At 36.6% G+C, this 17,013-nt stretch carries 19 protein-coding genes and 1 other annotated feature; of the genes, 18 read left to right on the top strand and 1 reads right to left on the bottom strand.

The features are described 5' to 3' along the window. The first annotated feature begins 3 nt into the window (after positions 1 to 3). From O3626_RS00380 to O3626_RS00345, 8 genes are all read left to right on the top strand, one after another. Positions 4 to 1,251 (top strand): glycosyltransferase, encoded by a 1,248-nt coding sequence (locus O3626_RS00380; protein ID WP_371494541.1) that lies wholly within the window; start codon positions 4 to 6, stop codon positions 1,249 to 1,251. Positions 1,252 to 1,396: 145 nt separating this feature from the next. Further along, positions 1,397 to 2,545 (top strand): beta 1-4 rhamnosyltransferase Cps2T, encoded by a 1,149-nt coding sequence (cps2T, locus tag O3626_RS00375; RefSeq protein WP_371494539.1) that lies wholly within the window; start codon positions 1,397 to 1,399, stop codon positions 2,543 to 2,545. After that, positions 2,542 to 3,483 (top strand): glycosyltransferase family 2 protein, encoded by a 942-nt coding sequence (locus O3626_RS00370; RefSeq protein ID WP_371494537.1) that lies wholly within the window; start codon positions 2,542 to 2,544, stop codon positions 3,481 to 3,483. Before cps2T ends, O3626_RS00370 begins: the two co-directional genes overlap by 4 nt. Further along, positions 3,483 to 4,292 (top strand): ABC transporter permease, encoded by an 810-nt coding sequence (locus O3626_RS00365; RefSeq protein WP_023917808.1) that lies wholly within the window; start codon positions 3,483 to 3,485, stop codon positions 4,290 to 4,292. The genes O3626_RS00370 and O3626_RS00365 overlap by 1 nt, the downstream gene beginning before the upstream one ends. After that, positions 4,292 to 5,500, top strand: coding sequence for a DUF6165 family protein (locus O3626_RS00360; protein ID WP_371494535.1), 1,209 nt, complete (start codon positions 4,292 to 4,294; stop codon positions 5,498 to 5,500). The genes O3626_RS00365 and O3626_RS00360 overlap by 1 nt, the downstream gene beginning before the upstream one ends. After that, positions 5,493 to 6,362: a rhamnan synthesis F family protein gene (locus tag O3626_RS00355; protein ID WP_371494765.1), complete on the top strand. Its 870-nt coding sequence runs from the start codon at positions 5,493 to 5,495 to the stop codon at positions 6,360 to 6,362. The genes O3626_RS00360 and O3626_RS00355 overlap by 8 nt, the downstream gene beginning before the upstream one ends. Then, positions 6,362 to 8,866, top strand: coding sequence for an LTA synthase family protein (locus tag O3626_RS00350; protein WP_371494533.1), 2,505 nt, complete (start codon positions 6,362 to 6,364; stop codon positions 8,864 to 8,866). Before O3626_RS00355 ends, O3626_RS00350 begins: the two co-directional genes overlap by 1 nt. A 94-nt stretch (positions 8,867 to 8,960) precedes the next feature. Further along, entirely contained in the window at positions 8,961 to 9,437 is a 477-nt protein-coding gene (locus O3626_RS00345) for an EbsA family protein (RefSeq protein WP_371494531.1), read from the top strand. 9 nt (positions 9,438 to 9,446) lie between these two features. Here O3626_RS00345 and O3626_RS00340 read toward each other — a convergent pair whose 3' ends face one another. Then, positions 9,447 to 9,647, bottom strand: coding sequence for a ferredoxin (locus O3626_RS00340; protein ID WP_003006690.1), 201 nt, complete (start codon positions 9,645 to 9,647; stop codon positions 9,447 to 9,449). 45 nt (positions 9,648 to 9,692) lie between these two features. On the opposite strand from O3626_RS00340, the gene O3626_RS00335 reads away from it, so the two are divergent. From O3626_RS00335 to metK, 10 genes are all read left to right on the top strand, one after another. Continuing rightward, the gene (locus O3626_RS00335) at positions 9,693 to 10,148 is read left to right on the top strand and encodes an SAG1386/EF1546 family surface-associated protein (protein ID WP_003006692.1); all 456 of its coding nucleotides are present in this window, start codon (positions 9,693 to 9,695) and stop codon (positions 10,146 to 10,148) included. Between the two features lie 14 nt (positions 10,149 to 10,162). Beyond that, complete coding sequence (gene cmk, locus O3626_RS00330) at positions 10,163 to 10,843, top strand: (d)CMP kinase (RefSeq protein ID WP_070586083.1); 681 nt, start codon at positions 10,163 to 10,165, stop codon at positions 10,841 to 10,843. A 23-nt stretch (positions 10,844 to 10,866) separates the two neighbouring features. Beyond that, positions 10,867 to 10,995 (top strand) — a sequence feature (ribosomal protein L20 leader region). A gap of 16 nt (positions 10,996 to 11,011) precedes the next feature. Continuing rightward, a complete protein-coding gene (gene infC / locus O3626_RS00325; protein ID WP_003003721.1) occupies positions 11,012 to 11,542 on the top strand; it encodes a translation initiation factor IF-3 in 531 nt (176 codons plus the stop codon). A 33-nt stretch (positions 11,543 to 11,575) separates the two neighbouring features. Next, the gene (gene rpmI, locus O3626_RS00320; RefSeq protein WP_003003453.1) at positions 11,576 to 11,776 is read left to right on the top strand and encodes a 50S ribosomal protein L35; all 201 of its coding nucleotides are present in this window, start codon (positions 11,576 to 11,578) and stop codon (positions 11,774 to 11,776) included. 49 nt (positions 11,777 to 11,825) lie between these two features. Then, positions 11,826 to 12,185: a 50S ribosomal protein L20 gene (gene rplT / locus O3626_RS00315; RefSeq protein ID WP_000124830.1), complete on the top strand. Its 360-nt coding sequence runs from the start codon at positions 11,826 to 11,828 to the stop codon at positions 12,183 to 12,185. A gap of 104 nt (positions 12,186 to 12,289) precedes the next feature. Further along, positions 12,290 to 12,757, top strand: coding sequence for a deaminase (locus tag O3626_RS00310; protein WP_176745522.1), 468 nt, complete (start codon positions 12,290 to 12,292; stop codon positions 12,755 to 12,757). Between the two features lie 173 nt (positions 12,758 to 12,930). Continuing rightward, positions 12,931 to 13,371, top strand: coding sequence for a hypothetical protein (locus O3626_RS00305; RefSeq protein WP_070586085.1), 441 nt, complete (start codon positions 12,931 to 12,933; stop codon positions 13,369 to 13,371). A gap of 136 nt (positions 13,372 to 13,507) precedes the next feature. Next, a complete protein-coding gene (locus O3626_RS00300; RefSeq protein ID WP_371494527.1) occupies positions 13,508 to 13,807 on the top strand; it encodes a hypothetical protein in 300 nt (99 codons plus the stop codon). Between the two features lie 264 nt (positions 13,808 to 14,071). Continuing rightward, positions 14,072 to 15,298: an ABC transporter permease gene (locus tag O3626_RS00295; protein ID WP_371494525.1), complete on the top strand. Its 1,227-nt coding sequence runs from the start codon at positions 14,072 to 14,074 to the stop codon at positions 15,296 to 15,298. 409 nt (positions 15,299 to 15,707) lie between these two features. After that, positions 15,708 to 16,898 carry a methionine adenosyltransferase gene (metK, locus tag O3626_RS00290; RefSeq protein WP_371494522.1) on the top strand — a complete coding sequence of 397 codons (1,191 nt, stop codon included), beginning with the start codon at positions 15,708 to 15,710 and terminating at the stop codon, positions 16,896 to 16,898. The last annotated feature ends 115 nt before the right edge of the window (positions 16,899 to 17,013 follow it).

The following is a 17,013-nucleotide window of genomic DNA, read 5'->3' as shown; positions in this document are numbered from 1 at the left end:
ACTATGAGTAAAACAGTTCTATTTATTTCTCCAACAGGGACTCTGGATAATGGTGCTGAAATTTCTATTGTCAATTTAATGAAATTTCTAGTAGACAAAGGTTATCGTGTCTTAAATGTTTTTCCAGATTATAAAGTGTCATCTCAGGAAGAGTATCAAACAGCATTACAGAATGCAGGAATTGAAACCTATGGTCTTTCAGCAGTCAAATGGTGGTGGGAAGATGCACCAGGTGGCTCACCAGGTAATCATTTTATGAGAGTGAACTCTTACAATAAGAATATTAAAGATATTCGCAATATTATTGTAGAGAACCAGGTGGACCTTGTCATCAGTAATACAGTCAATGTTTTTCAAGGTGCACTTGCTGCAGCTTACGAGAATGTCAAACATTTTTGGTTAATCCATGAATTTCCTGAGGGGGAGTTCGGTTACTTCAAAGAAAAACTAGACTTTATAGATAAGTTTTCTGATGAAATCTTTGCTGTAACAGGAGCTTTAACCGAGGATTTAGAAAAGTATTTTCCAAATAGGAAGATTTATTCCTTTGCACCTTATACTCAAATTGAACCAAAAGAAGATGTAAAAACTGAATCTAATGACCAACATCGTATTGTTTCGGTTGGTCGCTTGACTCAGAGAAAGAATCAGCTTGAGTTAATTAAAGCTTTTCAGATGCTTAATCGAGCAGGAACTGAACTTGTATTTTTAGGCGCATGGGATGAGGATTACAAACAACTCTGTGATGATTATATTGCAGAGCAAGATTTGAAAAATATCTCATTTTTGGGGTATTTAGATGATCCTTGGTCGGAGATTACTGATAAGGATTTAGCTGTTTTTACATCTAGAATGGAGACGTTTGGTCTTGTTTATGTTGAGTCTGTTTTAAATGGTATTCCAACAATTTTGTCAGATAATGCGGGACATAAATCTGCTTTTGAATATATGAATGAGCAAGGCCATATGTATCGTTTGGGTGATTTAGATGCATTAACAAGAACAATTTCAGATACTCTTGCTCAATTTAATCAAGAGAAACTTGAAGCAGTACAAGCTGTTCCAAGTTTGAAAGAAAGATATTCTCTTGAGAGTGTTTATTCTACAATTGTTGAGAAGCTTAAGGACAGCAAAATGAATCATAAAAAAGTAAATCAGGCAGATGTAATCTTTCTAAATAGTAGAAAAGCTTTTAAAAAGTGTGTTCAATCTACTCTAAAAAAACTATTACGACTGAAAAAACTTAGTTAGAATTTTTAATCTATGAGGGAGTGGTACAGAAAGGAATTTTATTTAAATATTCCTCCCGTACCATTCCCTTTTCTGTTTGGATTAGGCAAAAAGCCTAGAAAATGGTATAATTGAATAGACTGTGAATGATTTGAAAGGGAACTCTATGCAACATGTTTTTATTATCGGAAGTCGTGGACTTCCGGCTCAATATGGCGGTTTTGAGACTTTTGTGGACCAATTGGTCTCGCATCAAGTGTCTCCAGATATACAGTACCATGTTGCCTGCCTTTCTAATGATCAAGCCTATCATCATTTTGACTACAAGGGTGTCGATTGTTTTACGATTAAAGCACCGAAACTTGGGCCAGCTCGCGTCATTGCCTATGATATGATGGCCATCAACTATGCCTTGAAGGTTATCAAGAATCAAGGGATTGAACAACCGATTTTTTATGTTTTGGGTAATACAATCGGGTCCTTTGTGGCACCCTTTGCGCGCAAGATCCATAAAATGGGTGGTCAATTCTATATCAATCCAGATGGACTGGAGTGGAAGCGGGCCAAGTGGGCCAAACCGATCCAAGCCTATCTCAAGTATTCTGAAAAGATCATGACGCGCCACGCAGATTTGGTGATTTCTGACAACCCAGGAATCGAGTCCTATATCAAAGAAGCCTACCCTTGGTCCAAGACGACCTATATTGCCTATGGGACGGACTTATCTCCGACCAGTCTGACCAGTCAGGATAGGAAGGTCAGAGAATTCTATCAGAAATGGCAGACACAGGAGAAAAACTATTACTTGATCTTGGGTCGCTTTGTCCCAGAAAACAATTATGAGACCGCCATTCGTGAATTCATAGCCTCTTCAACCAAGCGGGATTTGGTCATCATTTGTAACCATGAAGGCAATCCCTATTTTGAAGAGCTTCGAGCTCGAACGGGCTTTGATCAGGACCCACGTGTAAAATTTGTAGGAACGGTCTACGATCAAGACCTGTTGAAGTATATCCGTAAAGAAGCATTCGCCTATATTCATGGTCATGAAGTGGGTGGAACCAATCCTGGTCTCCTAGAGGCTCTTGCTCAGACGGATCTGAATTTGGTTCTAGGTGTTTCCTTTAACCAAACGGTCGCAAAGGACACAGCCCAATATTGGACCAAAGAAACTGGGAATTTGGCGCATTTGATTGACCAGGTTGATTTTTTAGAAGATATATCTGAATGGGGTCAATTAGCCAAAGCCAACATGAAGCAAAACTTTACCTGGGAAAAAATTGTAGGTGAGTACGAGGAATTATTCTTATCATGAAAGTAAATATCTTGTTGTCCACCTACAATGGTGAGCAGTATCTAAAAGAGCAGGTCAAAAGTATCCAAGACCAGACCTATCAGGACTGGCAACTCTTGATTCGGGATGATGGGTCAAGAGATGGTACGGTAGAGATTATTCAAGAGCTAGTAGCTCAGGATGAGCGCATTCGCTTTATCAATCAAGGAGCCATCGAAAATCTGGGTGTCATCAAGAGCTTCCATGCGCTTCTGAAATATGAAAAGGCTGATCTTTATTGCTTCAGTGACCAAGACGATGTCTGGCTTCCTGAAAAGATTGCCCTACAAGTGGAAGAAGCAGAGAAACATCTGCAAGAAGAGCCTTTGCTGGTCTACACAGATTTAAAAGTGGTTGATGAAAACTTGAATGTGCAGCACGAAAGCATGATTCGTACCCAGTCTGATCATGCCAATACGGAACTGATTCAAGAATTGACAGAAAATACAGTAACTGGTGGAGTTGCTATGATTAACCATGCCCTGGCGGAATTATGGACAGGTCAGGAACAACATGCGCTTCTCATGCATGATTGGTATTTGGCCTTGTTGGCAACTGCCTTCGGGAAGCTCATCTATATCGATCAACCGACAGAGTTGTACCGTCAGCACAGTAGCAACGTTCTTGGAGCTCGAACCCTAAGAAAACGGGTTAAAAACTGGGTTCGCCCTCATATTTTGTTTGCTAAATATTGGAATCTCATCGAGTCCAGTCAAGAACAAGCAAAAAATTTATTGGATCTGCCAGTCAGTCCCCAAAATAAAGAAATTATTGAAAACTTTGTGACCATCATGGACGTAACTCTAAGAGAACGTTTGAGACGGATTCGTCAATATGGTTATCGTAAGAACCGAGCCTTCCACACCTTTGTGTTTACCAGCTTGATTCTGACAAAGTTTGCATATCGAGGTAAAAAATAATGTTTGACGTTTTTAGTCAGAAAAATCGAATTTTATTACGAGAATTAATTAAAACAGACTTTAAATTACGCTACCAAGGATCAGCAATTGGTTATCTTTGGTCGATTTTAAAGCCCTTGATGATGTTTAGTATCATGTATGTGGTATTTGTTCGTTTTTTGAGGTTTGATGATGGAACTCCACATTATGCAGTTGGACTTCTCTTGTCCATGATTTTTTGGACATTTTTTACAGAGGCAACGAATATGGGTATGTTATCAATTGTTTCAAGAGGAGATTTGCTACGCAAATTAAATTTCCCTAAGCAAACAATTGTTGTTTCCTCAGTTTTGGGAGCCGCAATAAATTTTTCTATTAATCTTCTAGTAGTATTTGTGTTTGCTCTTATAAATAATGTTTCATTTGGTATTCATTCTCTAATAATTATTCCTTTATTTATTGAGATGTTAATCTTAGCTATGGGGTGTGCCTTTATTCTATCGGCCTTATTTGTTAAATATCGTGATATCGGGCCGGTCTGGGAAGTTGTTCTTCAAGCAGGTATGTACGCCAGTCCTATTATTTATTCGATTACCTATCTATTGCAACGAAATCATTTAGCAGTTGCTAAAATGTTGATGATGAATCCAATAGCTCAAATGTTACAAGATATGCGTCATTTTATTATTGATCCAGTCAATCCACGTGGTTGGGATATCTTTGAGAATAAAATGATAGCTTGTATTCCATATTGTATTCCTGTATTTATTTTTGTGATTGGTTTAATTGTATTCAATAAGAATTCGAAACGATTTGCGGAGATTTTATAATGTCAAGTAATGTAGCAGTTAAGGTAGACCATGTAAGTAAATTTTTTAAGTTACCAACAGAGTCAACTCAAAGTTTACGCACAACACTAGTGAACCGTTTTAAAGGAATTAAAGGTTATAAAAAGCAAGAAGTTCTATGTGATATTTCCTTTGAAGTCCAAAAAGGAGATTTTTATGGTATTGTCGGTCGAAATGGTTCTGGGAAATCGACTCTTTTAAAAATTATTTCAGAAATTTATGTGCCGGAAAAAGGTTCCGTCACAATCGATGGGAAGTTGGTATCCTTTATCGAGCTTGGCGTCGGTTTTAACCCTGAACTGACTGGTCGAGAAAATGTCTATATGAATGGTGCTATGCTGGGCTTCTCAACAGCTGAAATTGATGCCATGTATGATGACATCGTAGACTTTGCTGAGTTGCATGACTTCATGAACCAAAAGCTTAAGAACTACTCATCAGGGATGCAGGTTCGCTTAGCCTTTTCAGTTGCCATTAAGGCTCAAGGGGATATCTTGATTTTGGATGAGGTCCTTGCAGTAGGAGACGAGGCCTTCCAGCGTAAATGTAATGATTACTTTATGGAGCGTAAAAAGTCAGGAAAAACTACCATTCTTGTCACTCATGATATGAATGCGGTTAAGAAATATTGTAACAAGGCAGTACTAATTGAAAATGGTCTTGTCAAAGTAGTTGGTGATCCTGATGAAGTCGCGAACCAATATAGTTATGATAATGCAGCCAGCCAAACAGTTTCTAATGATGATGTAACAATAGAGCATGAAGCAGTCACCAATTTAAGTGTAAAACTGCTTTCAGATACGATGACTCAACCTGAGGCTCCAATAGAGTTTGAGATTTCTTATGATGTCAATCAAGACATACAAACCTATATTGCATTTTCACTGACGGAGATTGATCGAGGTCTTTGGATCTATAATGATAATTCCTTGGATGTTATGACTAAGGGATGTGGTAACAAAAGATTTCGTTACTCATGTAGTTTGTCTTGCCTAAATGATATAAAAGTGAAATTACAGGTTTCTGTAAGAGATAATACTAATACAATGCTTGCATTTGCTAAGGGAGATAATTCACCTATAATTTTGTTAAATCGAACAGATATTTCTGATGATGATATTTCTGCGAAAGACTCTGCCACTGGATTGATTCAGAGAAATGGTAGTTGGGAGACTTTAGTTGATGAATAGAATTCTTTTGTATATTCATTATAATAAATTTGATGAGGTTAGTGAGCATGTTCTTTATCAGTTAGAGCAAATAAAGCCACTTTTCTCACGAATAATTCTGATATCCAACAGTTATTTAGAAAATAATTATATGCGAAAATTGAACAAGATTGGAATAACTGAAGTTATTCAAAGAGAAAATATCGGATTTGATTTTGCAGCTTGGCGAGATGGAATGGAATACGTTGGTTTTGATCATTTGAAAAAATATGATTCTGTGACATTGATGAATGATACATGTATTGGCCCTCTTTGGTCATTGGAACCTTATTTTAGATCATTTGAATCTGCTATAGATTGCGATTTTTGGGGAATGACAAACTTTAAAAAAACGAAGTATTTTCAAGAACATGTCCAAAGTTACTTTGTATCTTATTCTCAAGCGGTAGTATTATCTAAAGTTTTTCAAAAATTTTGGACGAGTATAAAAAATTTTGAAAATGTTAGACAAGTAATTGATAACTATGAAACCAAATTGACATCTAAACTAAAAAAATCAGGCTTCAATTATAAAGTTGTTTTTAATACTTTGAACGAACAGTCTGAAGGAATGGTTCATCCTGATTTTTCTTACTATAAACCTTTTAAAATATTAGAACATCGCGTTCCAGTTTTAAAAGTTAAAGCAATTCAGGCGCATCCTCTTCAAGCTGATCAGTTAAAAAATAAAATAAGAGAAGTTACAGAATTTCCAATTGAAATTTTAAATAGTGTCTATTCTTCAATAGAATTTTTTTCTGTTGAAAATGAACAAACAGAAAAATACACTTTATTAAAAAAAGTGCGAAACAAAATTAAAAGAACAATAGGAAGAAAAGGATAATGGATTTAAAGAAGATTTATAGCTTTTATAATAACTATCTTAAAAAACGTATTTTAAAAATTATTCTATTCTCTCTTGCGTTTGCATTATTAATTTTAAATGTTATTAATATGCAGTTTACAGTCAAGTCACATTATCGTATGCAAGAGGTTCCTTATTTTAATAGTTCAATATTATTAATCGGTATTTCTAGTATCTATTTGGGAATGATATTATCAAAAATTTGGAGTAAGAAATTTTTTATTAAATTTGGAGTGATCTATGTATTGTATTTGTTCTTCTCATATATACTTGATGTTAGTTTAAAATTAAATGAGAAGCAGTTTACTTTTTTTAAATATTTGCAATATTCTTTTTTAAAAGTAGATTTCATATTTTATGTTGTATTAATTTTTCTAGTTGCTTTTGTCTATCATTATTTGATTTCTGTATTTTTCCCATTTTTTGAAAAATATCTAATTCCAATTTCGAATGATCGAGAAATATATACATCTATTTTCTATGCATTTTCTTTAACAGCTTTTTGTTTTACTGATAGTAAATTTTTTAACGCGGTAATGGGGAGTAATTTCATTACTCAATTTCTTGAAAATAATATTATAAAACTCACGACTCCTACTTTAATAGAACTAGATAAACTGATTTTAACTTTGGTTATCATTTTTTTCTTTATTTCTTGTTATATTGTAAAAGGGATAAATGAATTAGAAAATAATAAACCGGGATTTGGCTTGGTGGTTCTTACGAGTGTTGTTTTTTCTATACTATTAAATTATTTTCTTCAATATAGTATACGAACAGATGTAATCGTAATGGAAAAACATATTTTTCCGGGGGCTACACTGTTTCAAATTAGCATTTTTTTTGCTGTGTTTTTGTTTCTTTACTCTATTATCAACGAGTATCTGTTGACTACCATCATAAATGTATTGTTTATTATTGGAATTTCAATTTCAAGTTATTTAAAATATCAGTTCCGCCAAGAACCATTGTTACCAAGTGATTTAAGTTGGTTGAAAAATCCAGGATCGCTTTTAGGATTTGTTGGATCAAGTTCTTATTTATATGTTTTTGTATTAATAGTTTTCTTTTCATTTATTTATTGGTTTTTTAAAGATATAATTCTTTATGGTAAAATATTTAAAGCACAACTGGTTAGATTTGTAACAATTCTTTTTATTCTATTTTTCTTTACTACTGTCTACTATTCCTTTAAAAATAGGCAAGATGGTAAAATGAGTGAACATATTCCAGTATTAGCAAACTTAAATAATCGGTATGATATTGCATGGTTTGGAAATACAGTTAATGCGCAAATGAAATCAAATAGCTATGTATGGTTTTCTCAGATGACATCCGATATTATGCATAAACCTGAAAAGTACAGTAAAACTTCTATTAAAAAGATTGAAGAAAAGTACCATTTAAAATCAGAAGAAATAAATAAATATCGAAATCAATTCATCAATGAACAAACTGTAATTTATGTATTAAGTGAAAGTTTTTCAGATCCATCAAGAATAGAAAAAGTTCAAGTTTCATCAAATCCAATTCCTAAAATTCAAGGAATCAAGAGCAGAACAACTAGTGGATTGATGAAATCTGATGGGTATGGAGGTGGGACTGCTAATATGGAATTTCAAACGTTAACAGGATTGCCAATGTACAACCTTTCTCCAAGCATTTCTATTCTATATACTCAAGTAGCACCTAATATGAAATATTTTCCATCTATAAGTAATTATTTTGAACCTAAGAATCGGGATGTTATTCATATTGCAAGTCCTAGTAATTATTCAAGAAATGTAATATATGGGAATTTAAAATTTAATAAATTTATACATTATGGAAACAAAGGAAATAAAGGATATAATGTTGGTGGGAATTATAGTGATGATTCAACTTATCATTTAATTGAAGAAAATCTAAATAAGAATAGTCAATTTTTCTCTGTGATTACAATGCAGAACCATACTCCGTGGACGGAACTGAATCCTATAGATATGAGTGCGAGTTATCCAGGATTTTCGGATGGACAAAACAAATCTTTATCATCGTATGTGAGAATGCTTTCACAAACCGACACCGCCACCCAATCCTTCCTGGAAAGTCTTTCTAAAATAGATAAGAAAATTACAGTGGTATTCTATGGGGATCACTTACCAGGTCTCTATCCTGAGTCGGCCTTTAAGAATAATCCGGAGAGTCAGTATCAGACAGACTACTTTATTTGGAGTAATTTTGATGCACCGAAATTGAATTATCCTTTGGTCAATTCAAGTGATTTCTCTGCTATGGTCTTTGAACAGACCAATTCAAAAGTTTCACCTTACTATGCTTTGTTGACGGAAGTATTGAAAAAAGCAAGTGTCGATAAAAAGGCCTTAGAAGGGGAAGCACAAGAGATTGCAGAGGATTTGAAAATGGTTGAATATGACCTGATTAGTGGGAAAGGTTACCTTTCTAAAGACTTCTTTAAAGTCCCAACCAACAAATCCAATTAAAAGGAGAGCTAGCAGTTAAAAATCTTTGTGATTTTGGCTGTCAGGCTCCCTTTTTTTTGTTTTTTATGCTAAACTATTAGATGGGGGTACGCTCATGATTAAGATATTTGGAAAGGTCCATTATCATTGGCAACCGGACTTATCTGTTCTTGTGACTTATTGGTCCATTGCAGTGATTCCGGTCTTTATTGGACTGGCCTTGATGTATGAGAGCTCTAGTGTGCCAACGCTAGTTTTGTTTTCTTTCTTTTTATTTATGGCCTTGCTCGCGATTGGGGTCCATCGTTACTTCACGATTTATGAGGATGGGATCTTGCGGATTATTACTGCCAATCCTTTTACTCCAATCAAGGTGAAGATTGACTCGATCGAAAAGGTCGAAGTAAATAAGAAGTCGATCAAGCTCATTTTTAATGATGGTTCGCGCAGTCGGACATTCTGTATGCGTAAATGGCCGAAAAAATACTTTATCAATGCGCTTGCTTTAAATCCTTATTTTAAGGGAGAAGTAATCTTGACGGACAATTTCATCCATGTGGATTACTATGAGATGTATTATGCAAACAAATAAAAAGCCCTCTTAATCTTTTAAGAGAGCATGAGTGGGGCATTCTTTAATAGCCTCAAGAACATCGTTTGTGACAGGAACTTCCTTTTCGAGGAGGTCGTCCTCTTCAGCAGCAAATTTAACGATGCCATTGTCATGGTAATCAAATAATTCAGAATAGGTCTGACAGAGACCGCAAGCGATGCAACGATCTGGAATTAACGTAACTTTCATACTTCTATTGTAATGATTTTTACGAGAAAAAACAAGGAGGAAGTCATGGCAAAAGAACCATGGGAAGAAGATATTTACGATGATGGAGAAGAAACATTGAAAAGAACGAGTAAGTTAAACGGAATCAAGGCAGATCGTCTATTGACGATTTTAGCCATTATTTTCTTTGTAGTAGTAGTGGCGATGGTCTGCTTGTTAATTTTCCTTTCAACAGGTGGCAGCAATAAATCAAAACAAATGTCTGGTTTCTACAATGGAGAGACTAAGGTTGAACAGAAATCATCAGCCCCTGCAGCACAAACTGACCAAGCGGCTAAAGACGATAGTTCAAAAGATGAGAACTCTGAAGAAGGTACGATCACTGTTCAAGCAGGTGAAGGGGAAGCAGCGATTGCTGCGCGTGCTGGTATTTCCATTGCCCAATTGGAACAGTTAAATCCATCTCACATGTCTACAGGATCATGGTATGCCAATCCTGGTGATGTCGTTAAGATTCAGTAGGAGTTGAGGATAGCATGAAACAAATTCAAATTGCCATTGATGGACCGGCTTCTAGTGGAAAGTCCACAGTTGCAAAGATCATTGCCAAGGATCTAGGCTATACGTATCTAGATACGGGGGCTATGTATCGTGCAGCGACATATCTAGCTTTGCAAAATAATCTGACAGCTGAACAGGTTGATGACCTCTTAGCCCTTTTAGATCAGTATCCAATTAGTTTCGGTCGTTCAGAAGAAGGAGAGCAGCTTGTCTTTGTAGCAGACGTGGATATTACCCACCCAATTCGCGATAACCAAGTGACCAACAATGTTTCATGGGTTGCAGCGCTTGCGCCGATCCGTGAAAAACTTGTCACTCTACAGCAAGAAATTGCAGCAGAGGGGGGCATCGTTATGGATGGACGCGATATTGGGACAGTCGTCCTTCCACATGCAGAGTTGAAGATCTTTTTGGTTGCTTCGGTTGAGGAGCGGGCAGAACGTCGCTATAAGGAAAATGTTGAAAAGGGCATCACAGCGGATCTTGAATTGTTGAAAAAAGAAATCGCTGAGCGGGACTATAAGGACAGCCACCGTGCCGTTTCTCCTTTGAAACCTGCAGCTGATGCCATTCATTTTGACACAACGGGTGTTGGAATTGCAGACGTTGTTGCATTTATTGAAGAAAAAGCAAAAAAACTTCTTGACAAAGAATAAAAAACTTGATATCATATAAAAGTTGAGAAAAGCAGAAGTGAGAACTTCTCGCCTTGTGACGCAAGTTGCCTGGCCCCTACGGATCAAGTTTCAGTAATGAAATACATCATGTAGTTCGGGCCTGTTTTGCAGGTCCGTTCTTTGTTTTTCTCGAATAATAAAAAAGAGGTGAAAACCATAGCAAAGCAAGACTTATTCATCAATGATGAAATTCGTGTACGTGAAGTTCGCTTAATCGGTCTTGAAGGTGAGCAATTGGGTATCAAACCACTTAGCGAAGCGCAAGCACTTGCGGACGATGCTAATGTTGACTTGGTTCTCATTCAACCTCAAGCTAAACCTCCTGTTGCGAAAATTATGGACTACGGTAAGTTCAAATTTGAGTATCAGAAGAAGCAAAAAGAACAACGCAAAAAACAAAGCGTTGTGACCGTGAAAGAAGTTCGTTTGAGCCCAGTGATTGACAAGGGTGATTTCGATACAAAACTTCGCAATGCTCGCAAATTCCTTGAAAAAGGAAATAAAGTGAAGGTATCCATTCGCTTTAAGGGTCGTATGATTACCCACAAAGAGATTGGTGCTAAAGTTTTAGCCGACTTCGCTGAAGCGACACAAGATGTGGCGATCATCGAACAACGAGCTAAGATGGATGGACGTCAAATGTTTATGCAATTGGCGCCAGCAACTGACAAGAAATAATCTGTCAGAAAGTTAAAAAAAGGAGAAAATATCATGCCAAAACAAAAAACACACCGCGCATCAGCTAAACGTTTCAAACGTACAGGTTCTGGTGGACTTAAACGTTTCCGTGCTTACACTTCTCACCGTTTCCACGGAAAAACTAAGAAACAACGTCGTCATCTTCGTAAAGCATCTATGGTGCATGCAGGAGATTTCAAACGTATCAAAGCAATGCTTACTCGCTTGAAATAATCGCGTATTCGTAAGTAAAGAATTCTAGGAAATATTGGAGGAAATATAAATGGCACGTGTTAAAGGTGGCGTTGTATCACGCAAACGTCGTAAACGTATTCTTAAATTAGCTAAAGGTTACTATGGAGCTAAACATATCTTGTTCCGTACTGCAAAAGAACAAGTAATGAACTCTTACTACTATGCATACCGTGACCGTCGTCAAAAGAAACGTGACTTCCGTAAATTGTGGATCACACGTATCAATGCGGCAGCTCGTTTGAACGGACTTTCATACTCACAATTGATGCATGGTTTGAAATTAGCTGAGATCGAAGTTAACCGTAAAATGCTTGCTGACTTGGCTGTTAACGATGCAGCAGCTTTCACAGCTCTTGCAGATGCAGCTAAAGCAAAACTTGGTAAATAATGTTTATAAGACTGGGAAGATTTTCTCAGTCTTTTTTTCTTGCTGATTTCATGCTATAATGAAATCAATTATAGGAGTAATCATATTAGATGGAGGACCTAAAGGTGACACACAATCGACTTGCATGGGATGAGTATTTTGCAGCTCAGGCCTTACTGATTTCGAATCGGGCGACCTGTAATCGGGCGAAAGTAGGGGCTGTTCTGGTTAAGGATAATAAGGTCATTGCAACCGGCTATAATGGATCTGTTTCTGGAACAGATCATTGTTTAGAAGATGGCTGCCTCATGGTCGAGGGACACTGTGTCCGTACGATTCATGCGGAAGTCAATGCGATCTTGCAAGGAGCTGAAAGAGGGATTCCCAAAGGCTTCACAGCTTATGTGACGCACTTTCCTTGTCTCAATTGTACTAAGCAGTTACTCCAAGTTGGCTGCAAGCGGGTGGTATACATCCATCAATACCGCATCGATGAATATGCCGAATACCTCTACCGTGAAAAAGAAGTAGAACTGGTTCATCTCCCATTGGAAGTGGTTAAAGAAGCTATTGCAAAGGCAGACTTCATTTAAAAAAATCCTGTCTGAAACTTGATATAGATCTAATAGAAAGCTTGTTTTTGAGATCACGCTTGGCTGATTCGTCTAGAGGAAGAAGAGTGTGATGATACGTAAAATTTGCTATCTAATTTTCTTATTCGCCCAGGGACCTGGGGTTGTTGTTATATGAAAGGTAGGAAACCGTGATGACAGACAAAGAGAAACATTTTGAAGAAAATAACGAACATAGTAAGATCAGTGAAGATCATCCTAATTCTGTATTTGTTCAGAATCCTCCAAAAGAAAATAGCTTACATTCTATTCTTCTTTCAGTGACCTTTTACTTATCCATTATCTATCTTGTATTGTTTGTCTCTCTCTTTGCACTTTCGGGTTATGGATGGGGATTTGTCGTTTTGATTTTCCTTGGTCCAAACTTATTAAGTCTTGCGATTGGGGCCTTTCTAATTCGACTAGGGATGAAGAAGGGGAATAAAAGCCTTCTTTATGCGAGTATTGGACTCTATCTGCTGTCAATCATCTTGGCTTTTGATCCAGACTGGGAAATATTTCGAATTGCTCCCTTATGTTTTGGTGTTCTGGATTTAATCGGAACACTCCTGGTTAAAGAAGAGAAAAGCTTTTAATTAAAAGATAGGTATGGGCCACTTTACTTAAAAAAAGTATTTGGGTCGATCAAAGCGATAGTTAAATCAATTCTTTTTGTCGATTTTTGAGTACTATTATTTTAAAAGATAACTAAGAACTTTAGGAAGAAATGAAATGTCAGATCAACCAAAACATTCTGCAGTAAAAAAAGAGAAAGAGGAAAGGATTACAGATGAAGTTCGTTCACCTGTTGGTGAATTTGATTCAGAAAAGAGAATTGGGAAATCTGGAATACTTGCTTTTGCCTCGGTCCTAGCCATTGCTTATATCGTTTTGCTTTTATTAGGTCTCTTTTCACTAGGATCATGGGTTGGTAGTTTTTTGTACTTTTTGGGAATCCATATTATTAGCTTTGTTATTGCCACTATCCTGCTTTGGAATGGAAATGTGAACGGCAATAAAGCAACTCTATAGCAGCAGCTATTTATGTTTTTTCATTTATTGCTGCGGGTGATCCAGATTGGCTGATTAATCATATACCACCGCTTGTGGTAGGAGTGATGGTATTGATTGGAACTGTATTGTTAAAAAATGAAGAGTGATGATAGGAGGTAGGGTGTTCAATCCTATCTTTTTTATTTATTACTGATAATACGCCAGGAAAACGATTACAAACTATGTTATAATTTAAATAAAATGAATAGTTTAATACTTTATTTAGAAAGTGGAGGAGAATCTATGTCTAGAAAAAAATGGTATGGTATACTGCTAATTCTTGAAGCAATTCTTTATCTTGTTTCTTATGGTAGTAGTCTAGTAGAGAGCTATAATGCTCAAAATTTAAATGGAAATACACCACTGTTCAATGCCTCTAGTATTTTTTCTATATGGAATGGAATGATTATTTGCTGGTTAATTTGGAGAATCATGAAGCAACGTTTAAATGTTGAAGGATTGATAGCTGTTCTTCTCCTCTCAATTACTCAACTACTGATGTTTTTTTTACCACCTTTCTCCCTAACAAATCTGATGAACATTTCCTTTGTGCTAAATATCATTTGTTTAATATGGATTTGCTTGCTTATAAAGAATGTAGAAATGAGGGAGCTTTTAAACGATTGGAAAAGTAAAGATGGTTGGAAATCAACGATAACTTATTTAGTACTATTTGTTGCCTCAACCAATATATCTCCATTATTTATATTGTTTGGTATGGATAGAACGAGTGTAATTTACGCTTTTACACTTCAATACACTGTAATGGAGTTAATGTTTCTAATTCTGATTAATGTTATGATCACAAGTACAAGTGATAAACTTCAGAAAGTCTTTTCTCTTTTGCTAATTTTATCTTCTCTTGTTGAGATAGGTGTAGTATACTCTTTTATCTCTCGTATAAGCTTTTACGGTCTCTTTTATCTTCTCTTATCGATTTATATTGTTTGTCGTGTTTTTGGTTTGTTTGATAAAGTTGCAGATAGCTGGGAGTCCAAGGTGAAAGTACAAGATGTATCATCTATTGAAACTAAACCAGAGATGGAATACCCTCAAGTAAAAGGAGAGATAGATGTAAACGATCAGTTGAATGCTGAGATACGATCAAACAATGATAAAGAAAATTCGCCAAAAAGAATTATTCTTCAGTCGTCTTGGTTATGGAGCGCCCTTATAATAGCAGTCTGTCACCTTGGTATTATGATTTTTCCTTTATTTTTAGGAAACCCCATGTATCTACTGATCTTATATATTGGTGCCATCCATTATATTTGTTTTATGATTGCGACTATATTACTTTTCATTGGTATGAGAAAAGGAAGTAAAGGACTCCTAAATGCCGCAGCTATCTTATTTGTTATTTCCATTATAGGTACGCCAGATCCTTATTGGACAGGTCCAAATATATTATCCTTTATTCTGGGAGTCTTGGTATTTATTGGAACTATATTATTGAAAAATGGAGACTGATTAAAGTAGATAGGGTTGAAAATTTTTAAAGATATGTTATCATTTAAGTAGATGGTAGGTCATCGAGCACCAATAGGTGCGCGGTAGCCTACCATTTTTGAAGATAAAAAAAGCACCGTGTGAGGGTGCTAGATCTTGCCTACTGAACTCGTAAATTGATAGATACCCTACGGGGTATTTTTTGTCAACTTTTTTAAGTACTTTTTAGGAACTTTGAGGACTGTTTAAGTCGATTTAATTAGATAGCGCATAGCCCGAAAAAGCTGATTTAATGGGCTTCTTGAAAAATCATTTTCCATATCATTTGTAATGTGTTATAATGAAGTGTTATATGGTCCCGATAAGATGATAGACTGTCTATCAGTACTTTGTAACTCTATAACAATATTTTTTAAGGGGGGACATTTTTATGTCAGAACGTAAACTTTTCACGTCTGAATCAGTATCTGAGGGGCATCCAGATAAGATTGCAGACCAAATTTCAGATGCTATTTTAGATGCTATTTTAGAGCAAGATCCAGAAGCACACGTTGCGGCTGAAACAGCTGTTTATACAGGTTCAGTCCATGTTTTTGGTGAAATTTCAACCAATGCCTATGTCGATATTAACCGTGTTGTTCGCGATACGATTGCAGAAATTGGCTATACCAATACAGAATATGGTTTCTCTGCTGAAACTGTTGGAGTACACCCATCATTGGTGGAACAATCTCCTGATATCGCTCAAGGGGTAAACGAAGCCCTAGAAGTACGTGGGAATACGGATCAAGATCCACTCGATTTGATTGGTGCAGGAGACCAAGGTCTCATGTTTGGTTTTGCGGTGGATGAAACAGAAGAACTCATGCCATTGCCAATCTCACTCAGTCATAAGTTGGTTCGTCGTTTGGCAGAGCTTCGTAAGTCTGGGGAAATTAGCTATCTTCGTCCAGATGCCAAATCACAAGTCACTGTTGAGTACGATGAAAACGATCGTCCAGTGCGCGTGGATACGGTTGTTATTTCAACCCAACACGATCCAGATGTCAGCAATAAACAAATCCACGAAGATGTGATTAATAAGGTCATTAAAGAAGTGATTCCAGCTTCTTACCTAGATGATGAGACAAAATTCTTCATCAACCCAACAGGACGCTTTGTTATAGGTGGTCCTCAAGGAGACTCAGGATTGACAGGTCGTAAGATCATCGTCGATACCTATGGTGGTTATTCACGTCACGGTGGTGGTGCCTTCTCTGGTAAGGACGCAACCAAGGTGGACCGTTCGGCTTCTTATGCAGCTCGTTACATTGCCAAAAACATCGTAGCGGCAGGTCTTGCTAAGAAAGCAGAAGTGCAATTGGCTTATGCCATTGGGGTTGCTCAACCTGTCTCTGTTCGTATTGATACCTTCGGTACTGGAACAGTCGCTGAAAGCAAATTAGAAGCAGCAGCGCGTGAGATCTTTGACCTTCGCCCAGCAGGGATTATCCAAATGCTGGATTTGAAACGTCCAATCTATCGTCAAACAGCGGCTTATGGCCATATGGGACGGACAGATATCGACCTTCCATGGGAACGTTTGGACAAGGTTGAAGCCTTGAAAGAAGCTGTAAAATAATTAGTTGAAATGGAAAAGTTAGGGTCAAGTTGATCCTAGCTTTTTTTCGTTTTGAAAATTCCTACAGATGGAAAAATAGGTCGATCTGTGGTATAATAGATGCAGTATTTTGAAT

This window comes from Streptococcus sp. 20925_1_77 (genome assembly GCF_041432125.1).
Classification (GTDB): domain Bacteria; phylum Bacillota; class Bacilli; order Lactobacillales; family Streptococcaceae; genus Streptococcus.
This window is presented reverse-complemented; position numbering and strand designations above follow the sequence as displayed.

Bases quoted from the DNA above. Each gene is read 5' to 3' on its own strand.
- metK (WP_371494522.1), top strand. From the start codon at position 15,708: ATGTCAGAACGTAAACTTTTCACGTCTGAATCAGTATCTGAGGGGCAT.
- O3626_RS00305 (WP_070586085.1), top strand. From the start codon at position 12,931: ATGACAGACAAAGAGAAACATTTTGAAGAAAATAACGAACATAGTAAG.
- rplT (WP_000124830.1), top strand. From the start codon at position 11,826: ATGGCACGTGTTAAAGGTGGCGTTGTATCACGCAAACGTCGTAAACGT.
- O3626_RS00350 (WP_371494533.1), top strand. From the start codon at position 6,362: ATGGATTTAAAGAAGATTTATAGCTTTTATAATAACTATCTTAAAAAA.
- O3626_RS00300 (WP_371494527.1), top strand. From the start codon at position 13,508: ATGTCAGATCAACCAAAACATTCTGCAGTAAAAAAAGAGAAAGAGGAA.
- O3626_RS00340 (WP_003006690.1), bottom strand. From the start codon at position 9,647: ATGAAAGTTACGTTAATTCCAGATCGTTGCATCGCTTGCGGTCTCTGT.
- O3626_RS00365 (WP_023917808.1), top strand. From the start codon at position 3,483: ATGTTTGACGTTTTTAGTCAGAAAAATCGAATTTTATTACGAGAATTA.
- O3626_RS00295 (WP_371494525.1), top strand. From the start codon at position 14,072: ATGTCTAGAAAAAAATGGTATGGTATACTGCTAATTCTTGAAGCAATT.
- cps2T (WP_371494539.1), top strand. From the start codon at position 1,397: ATGCAACATGTTTTTATTATCGGAAGTCGTGGACTTCCGGCTCAATAT.
- O3626_RS00380 (WP_371494541.1), top strand. From the start codon at position 4: ATGAGTAAAACAGTTCTATTTATTTCTCCAACAGGGACTCTGGATAAT.
- O3626_RS00360 (WP_371494535.1), top strand. From the start codon at position 4,292: ATGTCAAGTAATGTAGCAGTTAAGGTAGACCATGTAAGTAAATTTTTT.
- O3626_RS00355 (WP_371494765.1), top strand. From the start codon at position 5,493: ATGAATAGAATTCTTTTGTATATTCATTATAATAAATTTGATGAGGTT.
- rpmI (WP_003003453.1), top strand. From the start codon at position 11,576: ATGCCAAAACAAAAAACACACCGCGCATCAGCTAAACGTTTCAAACGT.
- O3626_RS00370 (WP_371494537.1), top strand. From the start codon at position 2,542: ATGAAAGTAAATATCTTGTTGTCCACCTACAATGGTGAGCAGTATCTA.
- cmk (WP_070586083.1), top strand. From the start codon at position 10,163: ATGAAACAAATTCAAATTGCCATTGATGGACCGGCTTCTAGTGGAAAG.
- O3626_RS00335 (WP_003006692.1), top strand. From the start codon at position 9,693: ATGGCAAAAGAACCATGGGAAGAAGATATTTACGATGATGGAGAAGAA.
- O3626_RS00345 (WP_371494531.1), top strand. From the start codon at position 8,961: ATGATTAAGATATTTGGAAAGGTCCATTATCATTGGCAACCGGACTTA.